Source organism: Blautia hominis (assembly GCA_002270465.1).
GTDB classification, from domain to species: domain Bacteria; phylum Bacillota; class Clostridia; order Lachnospirales; family Lachnospiraceae; genus Blautia; species Blautia hominis.
In genome coordinates, this window is sequence record NQOF01000007.1 from 178,600 (window position 1) to 197,019 (window position 18,420).

The following is an 18,420-nucleotide window of genomic DNA, read 5'->3' on the forward strand; positions in this document are numbered from 1 at the left end:
GCACTGATTTCATTTCACACATACTGAAAAGAAGGGCGTTGACCATGAAAAAAATGGGAAGAATACAAAGCATGTCCCTGAAATACAAAATACTGACCGTTATCCTGACCGGATTTCTGGTGCTTTTTCTGGCTGGGATCGTCAGTCTGGATTTTGTGTCAAATTCTTATGAAAAAAAGCTGTACAATTCAATTGCGGCCACTCTCACCGATTCCGCACTTGAGATTTCCGACCAGCTTCAGTACATTGATACGATCGTGGATTCCATACTGGCGAACCAGACCATACAGGGCAGTCTGGACCGTTCAGGCAAGAGCACCCAGAACTCCGAAAAACAGCTCTGTTTTAACCAGGTGTACTCCACTCTTTGTGATTATTTCTTTATTTTTAACAGTGACGCCATTTCTTATATCTCCGTGTTACAGGGAAATGATGTCATCAGCACTTCCAACCGGAAGTTCCAGACTGTACCGGAATCTGTCCGCAGCAAACTGCTCAAGACAGCCATCGACAACCAGGGAGCCACTGTGACGGTCACAGATTACGGACCTGACTATGGGATCTTCATTGTAAAGGAACTGAGGAAAATAGAAGGCCTCAGCCTGGATTTCCTGGGTGTTCTGATCATAAATATAGATATGGATGCTATTATCTCTGCCGCCACAGCCGCCAGCGCGGAGTTTGAAGATATCTCTTATTACCTGTATGATGATAACAGCCTCATATTTAATGACAGTGCGCTGTCCCGGGAAGATTCCGACCAATTGTATAAAGAATTAAAAGGAGACTATGATGTTGTCTCCCTGAAAAACGAAAAACTGTTTGCTGTAAGCGGTTTGATCCCCACCTATGGCTGGAATTATATCTGCACAGTCTCCTATACTTCCATCTATCAGGCCATCACGCTCTCCAGCCAGTCCTTTTTCCTCATTATGATATTGGCTGTGATCATCGTGGGCATCTTCAGCACCAAACTGGTCTTTGCGCTTTTCAGGCATTTTGACCGTCTTATTGAAAATATGAAACAATTCGGGGAAGGCAGATACGAGATTAACGCTGCGCCCAAGGAATACCAGCAGGATGAGATCGGGCTTCTCTATAAAAATTTTGATACCATGGTAGAAAAGATCAATACCCTGATCAATGAAAATTATGTCAATGAGCTGCTGAAAAAAGAGGCACAGATCAAGGCAATGGAAAGCCAGATGGACCCCCACTTTCTATACAACACACTGGATTCTATCAACTGGCGGGCACGCATGATCAAATCAGAGGAGATATCCCAGATCACTACAGCCCTTGGAAATCTGCTGCGCCTGTCTCTCGGCAACAACTCCAAGGACTTTACCCTGCGCCAGGAGCTTACCATTGTGGACAATTATATTATCATACAGAAAATAAGGTATCAGAAGCGTCTGGATTTCTCTGTGGAGATCCCTGACAGCCTTCTGGATATTCCCATTCCCAAATTCACACTACAGCCATTGTTGGAAAATGCCATCCGCTATGGTTTGGAGGAATCCTCCGAGACCTGCTATATTACCATCACTTCCCATATAAAGGACAACACTGTAATCCTGAAGATCATGAATACGGGTTCCGCTTTTGAGGAAAATTTCATGGAAAAGCTGCTGGACGGGGAAATACAGCCTCACGGATTTGGAATTGGAATCCTGAATATCCACAAACGAATCCAGATGACTTACGGCAGTGAATACGGACTGCATTTATATACCATAGAAGATGAAGAGACTTATGAAGAATGTGCAGCAGCAGAAATACACATTCCTTATGCACAGAAAGAGGAGAACAAGCCATGTTAAAACTATTGATCGTGGACGACGAGGAAATGATCTGCCAGGCCATTGCCAACATTATTGACTGGAAAGCCTATAATATTCAACTGGTGGGAACCTGTACAGACGGGGTGGAAGCCTATCACACTATTCTGGATGAATGCCCGGATATTGTGATAACAGATATTCGGATGCCCGGCATTTCGGGCCTGGAATTGATCGAGAGGATCAACCGCACGGATCTGTGCACGCAGTTTGTGATACTCTCCGGATACGGGGAATTTGAGTATGCCAAGAGAGCTATGAAATGCGGCGTCCAGCATTATCTGCTGAAGCCCTGCACAGAGACTCAGATCGTTGACTGCATTCAGGAAGTGACTAAGGATTACTATAAAATTGCTTTTGCAAGGGATATGAAACCGGAGCAGGACAGCCGGGCTTTCCATAATCTGCACAAAACCCTGATCCGGAATATCATACGGGAGGGAATCTCCTGTGCACAGGTGTCAGATACCTTTTTTGACTTGTACGAACATTATATCAACCTGACGGATGTGCCTTATCAGTTCTGCAGCGTCTATTATCTGGAAGAGAAAGATCTGGCAAGGTGCCTAGAACGCTTTGATGACTACTGCCGGGAAAATATGCCGGAGGTAGAGCGGTATGCTGTCTATATACAGAATGTCCTTCTGGTCTTCTTCCCTAATTTTGAGACCTCTTATGCACAGCTTGACAGTTTTTTCAAAGGCCTGGATTTCCCCGGACAGACGGTGTCTGTGGAGTACAGCCGTATGAGATATGCAGATTTGAAAACTCTGTTAACCATGCTGATCAAGAAACTGAAACGGTACGACATTCTTTATTTTATAGACGGCACAGATGCAGTCCCCAATTTTAACTACGGACAGATTGTGGACCGTGTAAACCGGCTGGTGCCTGTGCTTGCGGATAAATATGCAGAGAGCAGGGAAGAGATTGTGATGGAGCTGAAAAAAATACTCTATGCTATTTCCAATAAGGATTTTCTGCTGCAGTTATCAGATAATATAATTATCTCTTTGGGGACACAGCTCCCCTCCCACACACTGCCGGAAATCACGGATTTTTTGTACCAGCTCCACAAAGAGGAGGATACAGGCCGTATTGCGGAGTCCGTGCTGGATTATATGAACAAGCTTTCGGAGGTGCAGTCTTTTAATACAAAACAGTACAGCCCTTTTATCTCGCGGCTAATCGACTATATTTATGAACACTACTCCAACCCCGATCTGACGCTGAAATGGATTTCTGAAAATTATCTGTATATGAATGTGAACTATGTAAGCCGCTGTTTTACAAAGGAGACAGGGGAAAAGTTTTCGGGATTTCTTATGAAATTAAGAGTGCAGAAGGCAAAAGAGATTTTGGCTGCCCGGGATACGGAACAGATCCAAAACGTGGCCCAGCTTGTGGGGTGCGGAAATACGCCTTATTATTTCAGTAAGATTTTCAAGAAGTGTACGGGGCTTACGCCTTCGGCTTATGTGAAGAAGTTGGGGAAATAATATAAAAAACGCCGGGACAGCCACCACATAAGCCGCCCCGGCGTTATTATATCTACGGTCACATCCCCTGGATCTGTGCTATCACTTCTTCCGCGCTCATCCTCTGGTCATATGCTGACCTAGCACGTGACTTATCATATACGGATGCCAGGTTGTTTTCATATTCCTCCTGCGTTACGCTTTCCCCTTCCCAAAAATACTGGTAAATAGGTACACCATTTTCATCAAGCTGAATATCTGTGTTATCCTCCGCACCATATTCTCCACTGCATACAGTCATGAACTCTCCGTCCTCTATGTCATAGACACGATCGTAATACCTATCCATATGACCACCGGTGTCACAGAACAAATTTTCATATTCTATATAAGTCAGACCGTAGTTATAGAGATGCTGGGTTGACAGACTGCCATAATGATAGGTACAGACAGCATCCCCCTGGGCTGTACAACTTCCAAACAAATACAACTCAGGTATGGCATCATCGTTAATATAGATCAATGCATATCCTGCCCCATCATTATTCCATTCATTTTGTATATAATCAATATATAGTTGTTTCCATTCGTCCGAATCACTGGACAAATTTTCAGTATCACGGACAAACCGGTTGATATAAGTATTTGTATAGAGAATGTGGTTGTCATCTTCTATTTTAAATTCAATCGTGTCTCCAGCCTGATGTGTTCCTGAAAAGGGGTCCTCAAACACAACTTGTATCACATCTCCACTCACCGTGTATGTACCGTTTCCACTTTCAGATACACCAATATTGTAGGAAAAACTGCCATCATCTTCAAATACCATATAGGCTCCGCTCCGCCGCAGTCCGCTTCCATAAGCATTTCCAGCGTCCATGAGCTGGCCTGTATCATCCATGACATCACTCAATATCCACGTTCCTGCCATGTCCGTCTGCCCGCTGCCCGATGACTCGGAATCTTCTTGTACTTCCGCATCAACAAACTGCGTATCTTTTAGGGAAAATCCATTATCCGTCAGCATCCTTACTATCTGGCTGCCCGATTCCTCGTCTGTCTTTATCCACATATTTGCCAAATCTATGGCAGCATCACGAATCAGCTTTCCATCATTATAAATTTTGAAAGACGTGCCACTATGTATGATCGGTACAGCGTAAACCTTTAGTTCTTTGCTGATGACCATGTAAAAACCGTAAGCATTCTCTTTGAAGTCATGGGAAAATACCATCTCCATGGAATACGGTGAATCTGCTGTAAGATCCGGGTACAAATTTCTTATGTATTCATCTTCCTTGATCCCGGACTCTGTCTCTTCTAAAAGGTCACCAAGCTGTAGTGTTTCACCTGCTTTTACATATTCGTTCGGCATTCCGGTTTTCACAACTATTTTATGATTTCCCTCATATTCCTGCAGTTCAACACTGGCCCAGACATCCTCACTGTCAGCCTCCTCAGTCCCCCTCACCAAACTTAAAAAATCCCATAATGCCAAGGCATCACTTCCCTGTGAGAAATCTGTAGTAACATTTCTATACTGCAGCTTCCCCGAATCCCATAGTATGGGATAATTCTCTATAGAATCAGATGGGACTTTACCTAAAATGGCCCCTTCCACGCCAGCCGTCCAGTCAGCATATTTTTCCTCCACACGAACCTCTTGTTCAAGATTCCATCCCAAGGGAAGCAAATATTTATTTACATTCCCATCTGAGGAGTAATAATCCCGGTCCGCATAAGTAAACACTGCATTATTTTCTTTTACTCTGTCAAAATTTTTCACCGGATCATCAAGACCAAATAAGTCTCTTTCTTTTACATAGCCCCGCATTTTACCTATATCCGTATTGGCTTCTATTTGACAGTAGCCATTGGATATATCCTTTTTGTCCGGTGCCAGTATAATTAAGATTTCATCATCTTTCTTCAGCAGAAATCTTTGCGGAGCCGTTGTTGCGGGAGCCTCGATCAGAGATAATTCACCCGTTATAGTGTATTTCTGATTGACAGCATATTCAACCGGTCGAACATTTGCGCCTGCACCTGTTGTATCATAGCTGACGACCGGTATCTTGTCGTCTATTGTCCCATTCCAGGACTCCTTATTTATATACACACGTTTTTTTCCATTCTCTACCTCCAGCCATCCCTTTTCTTCTCTGATAACTTTTCCATCATCCAAAAACTGCTTTCCAAGGCTTAGATACTCTTCACCGGGACCTGCATATGCCTCCGTAACTTTCTTTGTTTTTTCTTCCTCACTGCTCTTGACTTTATTGTCTTCCTTCTTTCCACATCCAGCCAGAGCCAAAAGTAGTCCAAACAATAATAAAAAGCTAAATATTCTTTTCATAATTTTAAATCCCCCCATCTCTTTGTTTTAGTATACTGGAAATGGTATGGATTGTAAATCTTTATACGGAACGTCTTTCGCATTTTACCTCCCCGGTTTTATTGATCCCTGAAGACAAATCCGGGCATATAGGTAGATTAATGGCACGTCACTGGCCGCTATCTGCGGAATGGGCTGCAATATAGTAGAAGGCATGAGTTGATCTATAACAGTTGTCAATTCCGACACCCCTATGTTATGATAAGATTGCGGGAACAATAGCATATCCGGTATCTTTACGCTTTGCTGTACTGAACCGGTCGGGCGGCGAGTCGCCGCCTGATCATAAACGGGGAGACATTAGACTTCCGAACGCTCCGAGGTACTTCTGCACACTGCGTGTGCTGTACGGCCTTCGGCCTATGTACATCTGCGCATTCTCCAGAATCACCTTCTTGTATTGTTCCCGCAAAATTCATATCCGGGATGTGGTTAAATGGCAGGCAATGATCTATGGAAATATAGTGAGGCAAAAGAAGCAGAAGACGTACTGCGTTCCTTTCATTTGCTGGAAGGCACGGGCGTCAGTGATGAGAAATATCTGGCTTGTCTTTATGCAGTCAGTAATCACACAGAAGAGCATTACCATACTGCAGTTATACAAAAAAAGAACGGCGGGATGAGAAAGTTGTCGGTACCCGACACACTGCTGCGGACAATACAGCGGAATATTGTAAAAAATGTATTATGCGAACGTTCCGTCTCGCAATATGCAACTGCATATAGAAAGAAAGCTTCCGTCATGGAAAATGCCCGGCCCCATGTTGGTGCAGAAATGGTGATGAAACTGGATATCAAGGATTTTTTTGACTGTATTACCTTTCAGATGGTATATCAGTATGCATTTCCGGCGATCTACTATCCGCCTTCCATCCGGATGCTTTTGACTTCCCTGTGCTGCCGGAACGACTGTCTGCCACAGGGAGCCCCCAGTTCTCCGGCAATCTCCAATCTGGCTATGCGTTCTTTTGATCAATATATGGGCGCCTGGTGTGGGGAACGGCAGATGCAATATACCAGATACTGCGATGACCTAACCTTTTCCGGTACTTTTGATGAAAAGGAAGTAAAGCAGAAAGTCCGTAATTTTTTGCACGTACTGGGATTTGAATTAAATAGAAAAAAGACAAGAGTCCAGAATCAGTCCCACAGACAGACCGTGACAGGACTTGTAGTAAATGAAAAAATGCAGGTGAGCAGAGAATACAGAAACCAGCTCCGCGCAGAGATTTATTATTGTCAAAAGTACGGAGTGACCTCACATTTGAACAAAATGGGGAATCCTGCCTGGATGAGGGGAGATGAACCGGATGGTAAAAGATATCTGCAGTATCTGCTCGGAAAAATAAATTATGTGCTGGCAGTAAATCCCCATGATGATCATTTTTGTAAAAAGAGAGAGGAACTATCTCTTATGGTCAGGGAAATATCTACCCGGAGCAACACACTCTAGTGCGGGAAAGCACCGGCATACATATCTCATAAATCCCCGCCGGCAAAAAACGGCGGGGATTCCCTTTAGGCTTCCGTTCCATACACTTCCAGCTGCACAAGCGCCGGAAAGGGGGACGGTTCCTCTGATCTTATCAATTCTCCGATCTGAAGCCATTCGATCTTTTTCTTCTCAAATGTAAATTCCTGAGCGTCCCCTGTCTTTTTTAATTCCAATTCCATAGCAGTGCCGTCTGAAAATGTGACAGTCGCCTTTTTCCACCAATTGTCATGTGGGTAATCCGCTCTTGCATAAAGGACAATCCGGTCAGCCTCCACCGTCCGTCCAAATTCCAGCTTCATGGCTGCATCTGCCCGCTGGTTGATCCCCCAGGATTCATAAGGCCACTCCCCGTGGCAGGCCGCCGCAGTGATACCGTCAACAGCATTCATGGCTGCAAAGACAGACTCTCCTCTTGTCTCCACATTGGCTGATGCGTGTGGGTAACAGTTGGTCTCCCCATGGCAGTCATTCACATTCAGCGCCAGGTTCCGGTATGCCTCATATTCAAAAGGATAAGCTTTTCGGATGTGGATCAAATGCCTGCTTCCGGAAAATGTCTTGGGTGACATATTGACCCGCTTTTCCCCAAAAGGAATCTTGTACCATATATTTCCTGTCAGATACACCAGGGAATGGCCCCTTCCGTCATCCAGGGACAGCCAGTAAAATGCCGGTATCTCAGCCGCCTCCACTACGATCTGATCACCTTCCCTGTATTCCGCGCAGTAAGGAAGGTTCACTTCTCTCTCCCCGCGGGCAACCGCCAGTGTGAAGCCGTTTTTGTCCTGTACTTTTAAACTGATAGACATCTCTCTACCTCTTCTCTCTTTCTATTTCTGCACGAATGCCTGTCCGTTTCACCAGACAGGCATTCAGATATTAATTCAGTATTTTCTTCACTGCCTCTGCCATCTCTTCACATTTGCAGTCAGCAAAGAAATATTCCCGGAATTTCTCGCCGCTGAGTGCGCCTTTTACAAGCTCCCGATCCAGGTTTTCCAGAATCTCGGGAAGGGCTTTGTATGTCACCTCTTTTACCTTGTCCAGGATCTGTTTGTTACGCTTCTCCGGAACTGCACGTTCCCTTGGGTATCCCTGTCCGCTCTCCTCACAGAAAAGTTTCTCAAAGATATACTGGAGATTCAGGTCTCCGCCCCAGCCAAACCCTTTTGCAAAAGGAATGGCAATGGCATTGCCGTCATTGATCTGGGCAAATGTGTAGGCATCCAGGGCGTCCTCCACATGACCGCATATAACCCCCGGGAAGGAGTTGCAGGCCAGCATTGCGCCCTCGCCTGTACCGCAGCCGGTGATCACATAATCGGCTGCACCGGAATTCAAAAGAACTGCTGCAAGGATCCCCACCTGTACATAGGTGAGCTGGCAGTCATCCTCTGCTGTGTACATACCGTAATTGCGCACTTCATGCCCCATGGGTCCCACTACTGTTTCCAATGCTTGACAGATGATCTGGTTTTTAGCCGCCTGGCTGTTTTCATTTATTAAAGCAATTTTCATGATCTTTTTTTCCTCTCTTACTATGACCTCTAAAAAGTAAATATCTTTATCACGGCTGTTTTCCAATGTATGCCAGGATCCCTCCGTCCACATAGAGAATATGGCCGTTTACAAAGTCAGATGCATCGGACGCCAGGAAGATGGCAGGTCCCATCAGGTCCTCCGGGGTTCCCCAGCGCGCCTGAGGTGTTTTTGCCAGGATAAACTGGTCAAATGGATGTCTGCTGCCGTCCGGCTGCTTTTCCCTGAGGGGTGCTGTCTGGGGTGTGGCAATATACCCCGGCCCGATGCCGTTGCACTGGATATTATATTCGCCGTATTCTGACGCTATATTCTTTGTCAGCATTTTCAGGCCGCCCTTTGCAGCCGCATAAGCGGAAACCGTCTCACGGCCCAGCTCGCTCATCATGGAACAGATATTGATGATCTTGCCGTGTCCTTTTTCCATCATGCCGGGAATCACTGCTTTTGACACAATGAACGGTGCGTTCAGGTCAATATCAATGACCTGGCGGAATTCCTCTGCCTTCATCTCTGTCATAGGAATACGCTTGATGATACCTGCGTTGTTGACCAGAATATCAACGGTGCCCAGTTCTTTCTCAATATCAGCCACCATTTTTTCCACCTGGGCCTCATCCGTCACATCACAGATATAACCTCTGGCGTCAATTCCTTTGGCTTTGTAGTCAGCCATAGCCTTATCCATGTGTTCCCGGCCTCTGCAGTTAAACGCGATCTTCGCACCGGCGGCTGCATATGCCTCCGCAATGGCAAATCCGATCCCGTAGGCTGCTCCTGTCACCAGGGCAACTTTTCCTTCTAAAGAAAATAATTTGTTTGTTTCCATATGGGTATCTCCTCTCTTTTTTCTGTCATCGTGTTCTCTGTTTACAAGATATCTTGGTTTCTGATGCCGTCCATATCGTCAAAATTCTGGTTTTCTCCCACCATTCCCCAGATAAAGGTATAATTTCTGGATCCGGAACCGGAATGGATGGACCAGCTTGGGGAGATCACTGCCTCCTCATTTCTCATAACAATATGTCTTGTCTCCTGAGGTTCTCCCATATAATGCATGACAAAAGCATCCTCCGGCATGTCAAAATACAGATATACTTCCATCCTTCTGTCATGGGTATGGCACGGCATGGTGTTCCAGACACTTCCCGGCTCCAGACTTGTCATTCCCATCTCCAGCTGACAGCTCTCCACCTGGCCCGGAAGAATATATTTGCAGATGGTTCTGTGGTTGGACTGCTCCAGACTTCCCAGCTCCACCTTGTTTTCCTCTTTGATGATCACCACATCTTCCTCTTCTGTCCCCTCCCGTTTGATCAGTACAGTAGGATAGGTAGTGTGTGCGGGAGCACTGTTAATATAAAATTTTGCCGGATTTTCCTTGTCTGTACTGGAAAATGTAATGTCCTTTTTGCCCATGCCGATGTACATTCCGTCCCTTGGCGCCACCTGGTAAGTTCTGCCGTCCACACAGATGCTGCCCGGGCCTCCGATATTGATAACTCCCATCTCCCGTCTCTGTAAAAAATATTCTGCTCTCAGTTCATCTCCTGCCACCAATTTCAGCTCTTTTTCGGCCGGAGTGGCGGAGCCGGTGATGATTCGGTCAATGTGGCTGTACACCAGCTTGATCTCATCGGGTACAAACACGTTCTGTATTAAAAATTCTTCTCTGAGGCGCTGGGTGGTATAGTGTTTCACATCCCTGGGTGATGCTGCGGTTCTGAGTTCCATAATGATTCCTGCCTTTCTTTTGCTTTCCCTTATCGTTATCCTCATCTTATCATGACGGATTTTCGGTTTCCTGTGTTTTTCTTTCAGAAATATTGCAAATCTTACACTGATGTTTTATACTAAAAGCGTGACGGTTCCATACCTTCACAGTTATAGCCACAGAAGCAAGACGGCATCCGTTGATCACCGGGAGGAAACATCCATGAAAATATATAGTTCCTGTAAAGAGGGAATACGTTCCTGTATTGAAACGCAGACATTTTCCGCTGCGCATCTGTACAGCTATGAGAAGCCTATGGATATCCATATCCATGACTGTTATGAAATTTATTACTCCATCTCCGGGGGAAAGCAGTTTTTGATCGACAACCGGTTCTATACTTTCAATCCCGGAGATATTTTCTTTATCAATCAATATGAAAGCCATTATCTGTCCCAGATCGACAATGTGAAACACGAACGGATCATTGTCTCCATCTACCCTGATTATCTGAAGCAATGCTGTTCCGGCAAGACCGATCTGAACTACTGCTTTACCTGCCGAAATACTAACTTCGGACATAAGATTTCCCTGTCCCTTGAGGAACAGAAGCGCTTTCTGTACTTTATACATAAGCTGTCCGAGAATAACGAATACGGACAGGATATTTTAGACCACGCAGTATTTCTTCAGCTTATGACCTTTTTAAACGGCATCTTTCTGAGAAACTGCGACCACGACCTGCCCCGGCATGAACCTGTCGGAAGCCGTCACGAACAGATGGACGCCATTCTTTCCTATATTAATCAGCATATCTCTGAAGATCTTTACATTGAGCGGCTGGCTAAACACTTTTATATCAGCACCTCCTATCTGTGCAGGATATTCAAGAGTGAAACGGGAACCACCATCAATAAATACATTACTGCCAAACGCATCACCCTTGCCAAATCATATCTTTCAGAGGGATATTCTGTCACAGATGCCTGCATCCGCTGCGGCTTTGGGGACTATAGTAATTTCCTGAAATCTTTTACAAAAGCTGTGGGGATCTCCCCCAAGAAATACGCCCAGTTCTCCGCATAAAAACAACCCGGCTCGAAGAGCAGAAACTGCTCTTGGAGCCGGGTTATCTTACCGGAAACAGGTACCTGTTTTCACGGGGCAGGGAACTGCCGGGCTAATTTTATGCTGCATAGGTCCGGATCAGCTGCTCCAGATTTCCGACGCCCTCATCGGAATAAATTTTCAGTTCTACTTTTTTGCCGGCCCCGATGGCCATCATTCCCATAATGGATTTGGCATCCACCATATAGCTGCCGTAACAGGCATCAATCTGGAAGGGAGCCTCTGATACTTTGTTCACAAAATTCACAATTTCATTTACTTCTTTAAAACAAACTTGAACGCACATAAAACCATTCTCCTTTTTTTAGTCTTTATATGATCCGTGATTTTCTTCTTATTCTGAGTACATTATAATCGAATCTTTCAGGAATAAAAATGGATTATTTTTCGATTTTATGTGATATTTTTTTATTTTTTTCGCCTTTTTTCTATTTTTCCTGTCTGACCCAAACTGTCATTTCATTTTCTCCCCTGTTTGCCCAGACATAATATGGTATGAAACGAAGCTTAACCGGTTCCTTTACAGCAGCTTTCAGAGAGTGATATAAGCCCTTCCGGATAGACGGCAGCTTCTGCCGGAATCCATCCGCCACAACAGAAGTGACCGGTTCCCCTGCCACTGTATAGGCTTCTGTGCGGGTCTCTGCACTGCAGTCCACTGTAAGCAGATGCAGATCTGCCCCATTGTCAACTTCCTCCAGGCAGTACACCACAGGGCCTCTTGCCACTGCCACCTTGCCTATGTCCTCCCGGACTCTGGGGTCAGCCTGCAGGATTTTCACATCCATGGCAAATTCCAGAGTCATGGATTCTCCCGGATCCCAGCTTTTTGTCACATACAGGTAACCATCCCTCATGACACAGGCACCGTCCTGCACGCCCTTCAGTGAAAAACCGGTCTGAGCTTCCTCTCCCCCTGCTTCCTCCCTGCACCAGTCCGGAATCCGGAGGGCTATGGTGAACGGTACCGATTCCCCGCTCACCTCTATGGTCACCTTACCGCTGTGGGGCAGCCCGGAGCTGATTGAGATAGTCACTTCTTTTCCATTCACCTGCTTTTTCACAATACTTCCCATATAGAGATGTACAAACAAGGTATCTTCTGTCTCCGTGAAGGCGTAAGCGCTGAGGGAACTCAGCAGCCTTGCCAGGTTGGGAGGACAGCAGGAACAGCCGAACCATTTCTGCCGCACGGGCTTCACATGCGCCTTCCTCTCATCTTTATGGCAGGCCTCAGGATTTACTTCCAGTGGATTCACATAGAAAAAGCTTTTCCCATCCAGGGCCATTCCGCTGAGTACACAGTTGTACAGTGCCCGTTCCATCACATCCGCATACCTAGAATCAGGTTTCATCTCCAGCATTCTCCTGGCAAAAAATACAAGGCCTATGGCTGCGCAAGTCTCTGCGTATGCCGTGTCATTGGGCAGGTCATAATTAAAAGAAAATGCTTCCCCTATCTGGGTGCCGCCTATTCCTCCGGTGATATACATCTTCCGGTCCACCATATTATCCCATAATTTTTCGCAGGCTTTATACAGGCTCTCATCCTGCGTCAGCCTGGCTATATCTGTCATTCCCGAATAGAGATAGACCGCGCGCACCGCATGGCCCACCGCTTCCTCCTGTTCCCGTACCGGAATATGCGCCTGATTGTATGCGTAGCGGAGTCCATCGGGCTGATCTTTCACACCTTCCGGGTGTTCTTTATCAAAGTAATAGGGTCTGCGGCCTCTTTCATCCACAAAGAATTTCCCCAGGTTCAGATATTTTTCCTCTCCTGTGGCCTCAAACAGGCGGACCAGTGCCATCTCCGCGATCTCATGGCCCGGATACCCCTTACATTTTCCCTCTTCCGGGCCAAAATGTTCTGCCGTATAGTCCGCATATCTCATGGCCGCTTTCAGCAGTTTATCTTTCCCCGTAGCCTGATAATAAGCCACTGCCCCCTCGATCAAATGTCCGAGGCAGTACAGCTCGTGATGGTCTTTCAGGTTTGTAAATATTTTATCTTTCCCGTTCAGGATATAATAAGTATCCAGGTATCCGTCCTCCTGCTGGGCGGCACAGACGATATCAATGGCATGGTCCGCTGTCTTTTCCAGCTCCGGGTCCGGGTGCTGGGTGAGGGAATACCCTGCCGCCTCAATCCATTTATAGAAATCACTGTCCTGGAAAACAAACCCGTAAAATTTATCTTCCGGGTGTTCGGGGTCCTGTGGAAGAGCCTCAAAGCCACGGAAGGTGTAGGAGGGTTCCCGGAACGTTTCCCCCTGCTCTCTTCTCTCCAGGTTCTTCTTACCCGCGATCTTAAAATTCCTCATACAGTAGCTGGGAACAGCCCCCTCAACCTGGTCATTCAGTGCATCCCACTGATAGGGCAGCATCTGGGTCCTCACCAGCTCCATCTCTTTTTTCCAAAAATCATCGGTTATCTGCACGCTCCTCAGAGAAAGCGGCCTGCTGAAATTTTTTCTGTCCATTTTATCCATCCTCCATCTGCTTTTTGGGCTGCCGGCAATATCACTTACCGTACTTGATCTGTCATGATAATTTTAACAGAGCTTTGCTTTCCTATCCATTGCCAATACGGAATATGACATGTATAATATGGAAATAAAGCTATAGAAAAGGAGAGTCTCTCATGCTTCTTATGGAAAAAATGGCGCACCGGCAGATAACCGGCGCCAACTATATTACATCCATTAACGGCATGGTCCATCCCGACCGTGTACTTTCAGAACATGATTTTCTTTACATGCTGGAAGGGGACTGGGAGATCATGGAGGATGGAAGTGTATATGAAATGCACCGGGATGACCTGTTGATCCTCGGCGCCGGCAGGCACCATTACGGCGAAAAACTATGTAATCCGGGAAACAGGCATATGTATTTCCACGTGCTGCCCTCCCCCGCTGAGAAGGGCGAAAAAAACGGCATGGAAAAAATGGAACCATCCACACTTTTTCCATGCCATACCCTGCTGCACTGCCGCCACAATCCCCACATCCGGATGTATTTTGAAGAAATCATATCTGCGTTCTGGTCAGACAGTCCTGAAAAGCTCTGCCGCCTCTCTCTGCTTTTTAATCTGCTGTTATGTGAAATTGCAGAGCTGCAGGCTGCCGCCGGAGACAAAGGACCGTCTGATCCTCTGGTGGAAGATATCTGCCGGCAGATACAGTCTAACCCCCAGAGGTTTTACACTGCCGGGGAAATGGCGGAAGCTCATTTTATCTGTGCCCGCACCTTGAATAACCGCTTTCAGAAAGCCTGCCAAAAGACCTTCTATGCCTATCAGATGGAGACCAAGCTGGAGATGGTGCGGTACTTTTTGATACACCAGCCTGATGCCCCTCTTCATGAGGCAGCGGTCAACTTTGGATTTTACGATGAATTTCATCTGAGCAAAGCTTTCAAGAAACACTTTAAAATGTCTCCCTCCCGGTATCGGAAATACCATGCCTCATGCAATGTGCAGACCTACTGAGCGGTTACAAAATAAGCATCTATGCCGTTCGCAATTCCCTGTACCATATTTTTCTGCATCTCAGGGTCCTGCATTCTCTCATCATCACTTTGGTTGGTCATAAAACCCATTTCCAAAATGGTCACCGGAACTGTACTCCAGTTGATGCCCGTCATATTGTCATAGAGCCTTACGCCATTGTTTTTAATGCCTGTTGCCTGGCAATACGCATTGATGATCTCCTCCCCCAGCCTGCTGCTTTCCTCATGAAGCTGCCCCACATAGGGATTGTCAGCAGATGGGATCATAGTCATGGCACCATTTGCGCTGTTGTCCTCGCTGCCGTCGGCGTGGATCCTGACAAGGATCTGAGCACCGTTCTCGGCGGCGATCTGCGCACGTTCCACATTGCTGACGGCGGTGTTATTGTCCTCTCTTGTCATGATGACCTCATAACCGCGGTTTTTAAGCTCCTCCTGAAGCTGCATGGAAACAGCCAGAGTCAGTTCATATTCCGGAACACCGGTGTAGACGCCCTGGGTACCTGATGCGAATTTATCCTTCATCTCCTCAGAACCGGGGCCAAGGGGTTCCGTTCCCCCTGTATCTGCTCCCGGTCCCTGATGTCCGGGGTCGATGGCTACTTTTCTTCCGTTGCTCTTTTGGTCCGCAGGAGGCGCTTCCTGTGCATCTGCTTCCTGCGCATCTGCTTCCTGGGCATCTGCTGCCTGGGCGCCTTCTGCTGTCCCTGCGTCCTGACCGGCACCTGCTGCTTCCTCCCGCTTCGCTTCCTTCAGCGCCTCCAGTTCTTCTTCCAGCGATTCCGACGTTTTCTGCATTTTATTTATCTGCCTGTCCATACGCCTCATTTCCTGCTGAAGTGATTTGCTTTTCTGTACACCTGCCACGGCAAAGACTGCAAGCACAGCGGCCAGCACAAAGATCAAACTGCCGAAAATAATTCCCATTTTTTTCATTCTCCCATTCCTTTCCTGCTGCATTTACCGTTTCCATTGCTCTCCCTGTAGCTGCCCGGGCTAATACCCACATGCTTTCTGAAGATTTTTGCAAAGTAATTTCCATTGGAAAATCCGTTTTTTCTGGCGATACTGTCTATACTCCACTCTGTGCCCAGCAGATCATTCATGGCAGACTGCAGACGGAGTCCTGTCAGATAGGACAAGGGTGCACGCCCCATCTCGTCCTTAAACGCCCGGGACAGATGCTCCGGGGATAGATCCAGTCTGGCTGCCAGCTCCTCTATCCCGGTAAGCCTTGGATATTCCTCCTCCATGATTTCCGCTGCCCTCTGCACAGCAGAGCTTTTTTTCTGTGCTGCCGGATGTTCTGTCTCCCTTAGCAGAGCGCAGAGAAAGCGGTAGAGAAACTCCCCGCCCTGGTATTTTTGCAGCCGCTCCCCGTTTGTCAGGCGTTTCTGCAGATGCAGTGCCATACGGATCGGCGGGCTGCTTTCATCCAGGGACATAAGATCCGGGCATATGTTCCTTATTTTACGAACAAACGGAATCGCCCCGTCTCCCAGAAAATGCAGATATAAAAATTCCCACGGCTCATCCCGGCCATTTTCCAGATAGTATCTGCTCTTTTCGGGAAACTGTACCAAAAAACCCTGCCCCCGCCGCACCTTGTACCCGAAATTATTTTTCTCAAATACGCCCTCCCCTCCAAGTGTATACTGAAAGAGAAAGCCTTCATATCCCGGCCTGTCATCATTGTAAAAATCGTACGTTTCCCCTAACCGGCTCTCCACGCCGCCGTCCAGCAGAACCAACGGCTGTCCCTCCATGTCGTCCTGATTCAGAACGCCGAATATCCCCCTGTTGTACTCCATCAAAAATTTACCTCTATATATCAGATTTCTATTCTTTTGTTTTACACACAATCTTATTATAATTAGTGTTATGGAAAAAGTCAAAAGATTAAAATAAGTCAAATTTCTACCCGAATGATACCAGGAGGTTTTTTATGAACAAAAACAGTTTTGCAAAAGTCCCGCCTATGGGCTGGAACAGCTATGATTATTATGACACTGCCGTAAATGAAGAACAGGTAAAGAAAAACGCGGACTACATGGCTGCACACTTAAAAGAATACGGATGGGAATATATTGTGGTGGATATCCAGTGGTATGCACATAAAGCAGGTTCTAAGAGAGACCAGTTCCAGTACATTCCCTTTTCCGGACTGGAAATGGATGAATATTCCCGCCTTCTGCCTGACCCGGAGCGCTTCCCCTCCTCGGCCGGCCAAAAAGGGTTCGCTCCCCTGGCTGATTATATACATAGCCTGGGACTGAAATTCGGCATTCATATCATGCGCGGGATCCCCCGTATTGCAGCCCAGGACCATATGAAGATAAAGGGCAGCGAAGTCACTGCCGACATGGCAGCAAATCCCTATTCCATCTGCCCCTGGAACCCGGATATGTACGGCCTCAACAATTCTCCTGCCGGACAGGCTTACTATGATTCCCTGCTGGAACTGTATGCATCCTGGGGTGTGGATTTTATTAAATGTGATGATATCTGCAACACCTGCAACCAAAGCCCTCACCGGGAGAATCAGTATAACGCGGCCCATGAGGTGGAAATGCTGGCAAACGCCATCAAACGCTGCGGGCGCCCCATCGTGTTCTCCCTCTCCCCCGGACCTGCCCTGATCGACAGGGCATGGCATTATGAGAAATATGCCAATATGTGGCGTATCACGGATGATTTCTGGGATGACTGGAAATATTTAAAGGATATGTTTCGCCGCTGTGAACTGTGGCAGACACAGGTTTCGGAAGGATGTTATCCCGACTGTGATATGCTCCCTCTGGGGTGGATTGGAAAAGGCTTCGGCAGGGAGCGTATGACAGGATTCACCAGAGAAGAACAGCGGACCATGATGACTCTTTGGTGCCTTTTCGGTTCTCCTCTTATGCTGGGCGCAGAGATGACCAAAATGGATGACTGGACCCTGTCCCTGCTCACAAACCGGAAGGTACTGGCACTGCTGCCGCCCTCCTGCCGCCCCAGACAGATCTGCCTGGATGAGGATAAGGCGGTCTGGACTGCATGTGATGAAAAGGAAGGGACTCTGTATACCGCACTGTTTAATCTCAGTGATGAAACTGCTTCTGTCAGTGTGGGTCTGGACGACCTTGGAAAAGGATTTGAGGAGGACGCTGCACTTACCGATCTGTGGGACGGAGCAATCAGCCGCAGCGAGGACCTGGAGATCCGGGCTATACTTCCTGCACATGGATGTGTGCTGTATCAGGTTCATATAAAATAGGACCCCGCCCGGAGGGCTTTCTTACACATAAAAAAGTTCAGAGGGATTTCCTATGTGATAA

Annotated in this window: 15 protein-coding genes; 6 read left to right on the top strand and 9 right to left on the bottom strand. The window is 46.8% G+C overall.

Going from position 1 to position 18,420, the window contains the following annotated elements; genetic code table 11:
- The first annotated feature begins 44 nt into the window (after positions 1-44).
- Positions 45-1,823, top strand: coding sequence for a sensor histidine kinase (locus CI595_RS20780; RefSeq protein ID WP_095175534.1), 1,779 nt, complete (start codon positions 45-47; stop codon positions 1,821-1,823).
- Positions 1,817-3,340 carry a response regulator transcription factor gene (locus tag CI595_RS20785; protein ID WP_162291935.1) on the top strand — a complete coding sequence of 508 codons (1,524 nt, stop codon included), beginning with the start codon at positions 1,817-1,819 and terminating at the stop codon, positions 3,338-3,340. Before CI595_RS20780 ends, CI595_RS20785 begins: the two co-directional genes overlap by 7 nt.
- A 58-nt stretch (positions 3,341-3,398) precedes the next feature.
- On the opposite strand, the gene CI595_RS20790 is transcribed toward CI595_RS20785, so the two are convergent.
- Positions 3,399-5,675 carry a hypothetical protein gene (locus CI595_RS20790; RefSeq protein ID WP_095175536.1) on the bottom strand — a complete coding sequence of 759 codons (2,277 nt, stop codon included), beginning with the start codon at positions 5,673-5,675 and terminating at the stop codon, positions 3,399-3,401.
- A gap of 475 nt (positions 5,676-6,150) precedes the next feature.
- Here CI595_RS20790 and CI595_RS20795 point away from each other — a divergent pair, with 475 nt between their 5' ends.
- Positions 6,151-7,167 carry a reverse transcriptase family protein gene (locus CI595_RS20795; protein ID WP_095175537.1) on the top strand — a complete coding sequence of 339 codons (1,017 nt, stop codon included), beginning with the start codon at positions 6,151-6,153 and terminating at the stop codon, positions 7,165-7,167.
- 65 nt (positions 7,168-7,232) lie between these two features.
- Here CI595_RS20795 and CI595_RS20800 read toward each other — a convergent pair whose 3' ends face one another.
- From CI595_RS20800 to kduI, 4 genes are all read right to left on the bottom strand, one after another.
- Complete coding sequence (locus CI595_RS20800; RefSeq protein ID WP_095175538.1) at positions 7,233-8,018, bottom strand: DUF7402 domain-containing protein; 786 nt, start codon at positions 8,016-8,018, stop codon at positions 7,233-7,235.
- Between the two features lie 70 nt (positions 8,019-8,088).
- Positions 8,089-8,727, bottom strand: coding sequence for an RpiB/LacA/LacB family sugar-phosphate isomerase (locus tag CI595_RS20805; protein WP_095175677.1), 639 nt, complete (start codon positions 8,725-8,727; stop codon positions 8,089-8,091).
- A 49-nt stretch (positions 8,728-8,776) separates the two neighbouring features.
- Positions 8,777-9,577 (bottom strand): gluconate 5-dehydrogenase, encoded by an 801-nt coding sequence (locus CI595_RS20810; RefSeq protein ID WP_095175539.1) that lies wholly within the window; start codon positions 9,575-9,577, stop codon positions 8,777-8,779.
- 41 nt (positions 9,578-9,618) lie between these two features.
- Positions 9,619-10,482: a 5-dehydro-4-deoxy-D-glucuronate isomerase gene (kduI, locus tag CI595_RS20815; RefSeq protein ID WP_095175678.1), complete on the bottom strand. Its 864-nt coding sequence runs from the start codon at positions 10,480-10,482 to the stop codon at positions 9,619-9,621.
- Positions 10,483-10,684: 202 nt separating this feature from the next.
- Here kduI and CI595_RS20820 point away from each other — a divergent pair, with 202 nt between their 5' ends.
- Entirely contained in the window at positions 10,685-11,548 is an 864-nt protein-coding gene (locus tag CI595_RS20820) for an AraC family transcriptional regulator (protein WP_095175540.1), read from the top strand.
- 100 nt (positions 11,549-11,648) lie between these two features.
- Here CI595_RS20820 and CI595_RS20825 read toward each other — a convergent pair whose 3' ends face one another.
- Together CI595_RS20825 and CI595_RS20830 are read right to left on the bottom strand one after the other, a co-directional pair.
- Positions 11,649-11,876 carry an HPr family phosphocarrier protein gene (locus CI595_RS20825; RefSeq protein WP_065544432.1) on the bottom strand — a complete coding sequence of 76 codons (228 nt, stop codon included), beginning with the start codon at positions 11,874-11,876 and terminating at the stop codon, positions 11,649-11,651.
- 142 nt (positions 11,877-12,018) lie between these two features.
- Positions 12,019-14,073 carry a glycoside hydrolase family 127 protein gene (locus tag CI595_RS20830; protein ID WP_095175541.1) on the bottom strand — a complete coding sequence of 685 codons (2,055 nt, stop codon included), beginning with the start codon at positions 14,071-14,073 and terminating at the stop codon, positions 12,019-12,021.
- A gap of 161 nt (positions 14,074-14,234) precedes the next feature.
- Between CI595_RS20830 and CI595_RS20835 the strand changes: the two genes are divergently transcribed.
- Positions 14,235-15,080 carry a helix-turn-helix domain-containing protein gene (locus tag CI595_RS20835; RefSeq protein WP_095175542.1) on the top strand — a complete coding sequence of 282 codons (846 nt, stop codon included), beginning with the start codon at positions 14,235-14,237 and terminating at the stop codon, positions 15,078-15,080.
- On the opposite strand, the gene CI595_RS20840 is transcribed toward CI595_RS20835, so the two are convergent.
- Together CI595_RS20840 and CI595_RS20845 are read right to left on the bottom strand one after the other, a co-directional pair.
- A complete protein-coding gene (locus tag CI595_RS20840) occupies positions 15,074-16,036 on the bottom strand; it encodes an N-acetylmuramoyl-L-alanine amidase family protein (protein WP_095175543.1) in 963 nt (320 codons plus the stop codon). The genes CI595_RS20835 and CI595_RS20840 overlap by 7 nt on opposite strands.
- On the bottom strand, positions 16,033-16,911 hold the full coding sequence (locus CI595_RS20845; RefSeq protein WP_095175544.1) for an AraC family transcriptional regulator: 879 nt from the start codon (positions 16,909-16,911) through the stop codon (positions 16,033-16,035). Before CI595_RS20845 ends, CI595_RS20840 begins: the two co-directional genes overlap by 4 nt.
- A 134-nt stretch (positions 16,912-17,045) precedes the next feature.
- On the opposite strand from CI595_RS20845, the gene CI595_RS20850 reads away from it, so the two are divergent.
- A complete protein-coding gene (locus CI595_RS20850) occupies positions 17,046-18,359 on the top strand; it encodes a glycoside hydrolase family 27 protein (protein ID WP_095175545.1) in 1,314 nt (437 codons plus the stop codon).
- The last annotated feature ends 61 nt before the right edge of the window (positions 18,360-18,420 follow it).

Coding starts and splice junctions, on each gene's coding strand:
- CI595_RS20780 (WP_095175534.1), top strand. CDS start 45: ATGAAAAAAATGGGAAGAATACAAAGCATGTCCCTGAAATACAAAATA.
- CI595_RS20785 (WP_162291935.1), top strand. CDS start 1,817: ATGTTAAAACTATTGATCGTGGACGACGAGGAAATGATCTGCCAGGCC.
- CI595_RS20790 (WP_095175536.1), bottom strand. CDS start 5,675: ATGAAAAGAATATTTAGCTTTTTATTATTGTTTGGACTACTTTTGGCT.
- CI595_RS20795 (WP_095175537.1), top strand. CDS start 6,151: ATGGCAGGCAATGATCTATGGAAATATAGTGAGGCAAAAGAAGCAGAA.
- CI595_RS20800 (WP_095175538.1), bottom strand. CDS start 8,018: ATGTCTATCAGTTTAAAAGTACAGGACAAAAACGGCTTCACACTGGCG.
- CI595_RS20805 (WP_095175677.1), bottom strand. CDS start 8,727: ATGAAAATTGCTTTAATAAATGAAAACAGCCAGGCGGCTAAAAACCAG.
- CI595_RS20810 (WP_095175539.1), bottom strand. CDS start 9,577: ATGGAAACAAACAAATTATTTTCTTTAGAAGGAAAAGTTGCCCTGGTG.
- kduI (WP_095175678.1), bottom strand. CDS start 10,482: ATGGAACTCAGAACCGCAGCATCACCCAGGGATGTGAAACACTATACC.
- CI595_RS20820 (WP_095175540.1), top strand. CDS start 10,685: ATGAAAATATATAGTTCCTGTAAAGAGGGAATACGTTCCTGTATTGAA.
- CI595_RS20825 (WP_065544432.1), bottom strand. CDS start 11,876: ATGTGCGTTCAAGTTTGTTTTAAAGAAGTAAATGAAATTGTGAATTTT.
- CI595_RS20830 (WP_095175541.1), bottom strand. CDS start 14,073: ATGGACAGAAAAAATTTCAGCAGGCCGCTTTCTCTGAGGAGCGTGCAG.
- CI595_RS20835 (WP_095175542.1), top strand. CDS start 14,235: ATGCTTCTTATGGAAAAAATGGCGCACCGGCAGATAACCGGCGCCAAC.
- CI595_RS20840 (WP_095175543.1), bottom strand. CDS start 16,036: ATGAAAAAAATGGGAATTATTTTCGGCAGTTTGATCTTTGTGCTGGCC.
- CI595_RS20845 (WP_095175544.1), bottom strand. CDS start 16,911: ATGGAGTACAACAGGGGGATATTCGGCGTTCTGAATCAGGACGACATG.
- CI595_RS20850 (WP_095175545.1), top strand. CDS start 17,046: ATGAACAAAAACAGTTTTGCAAAAGTCCCGCCTATGGGCTGGAACAGC.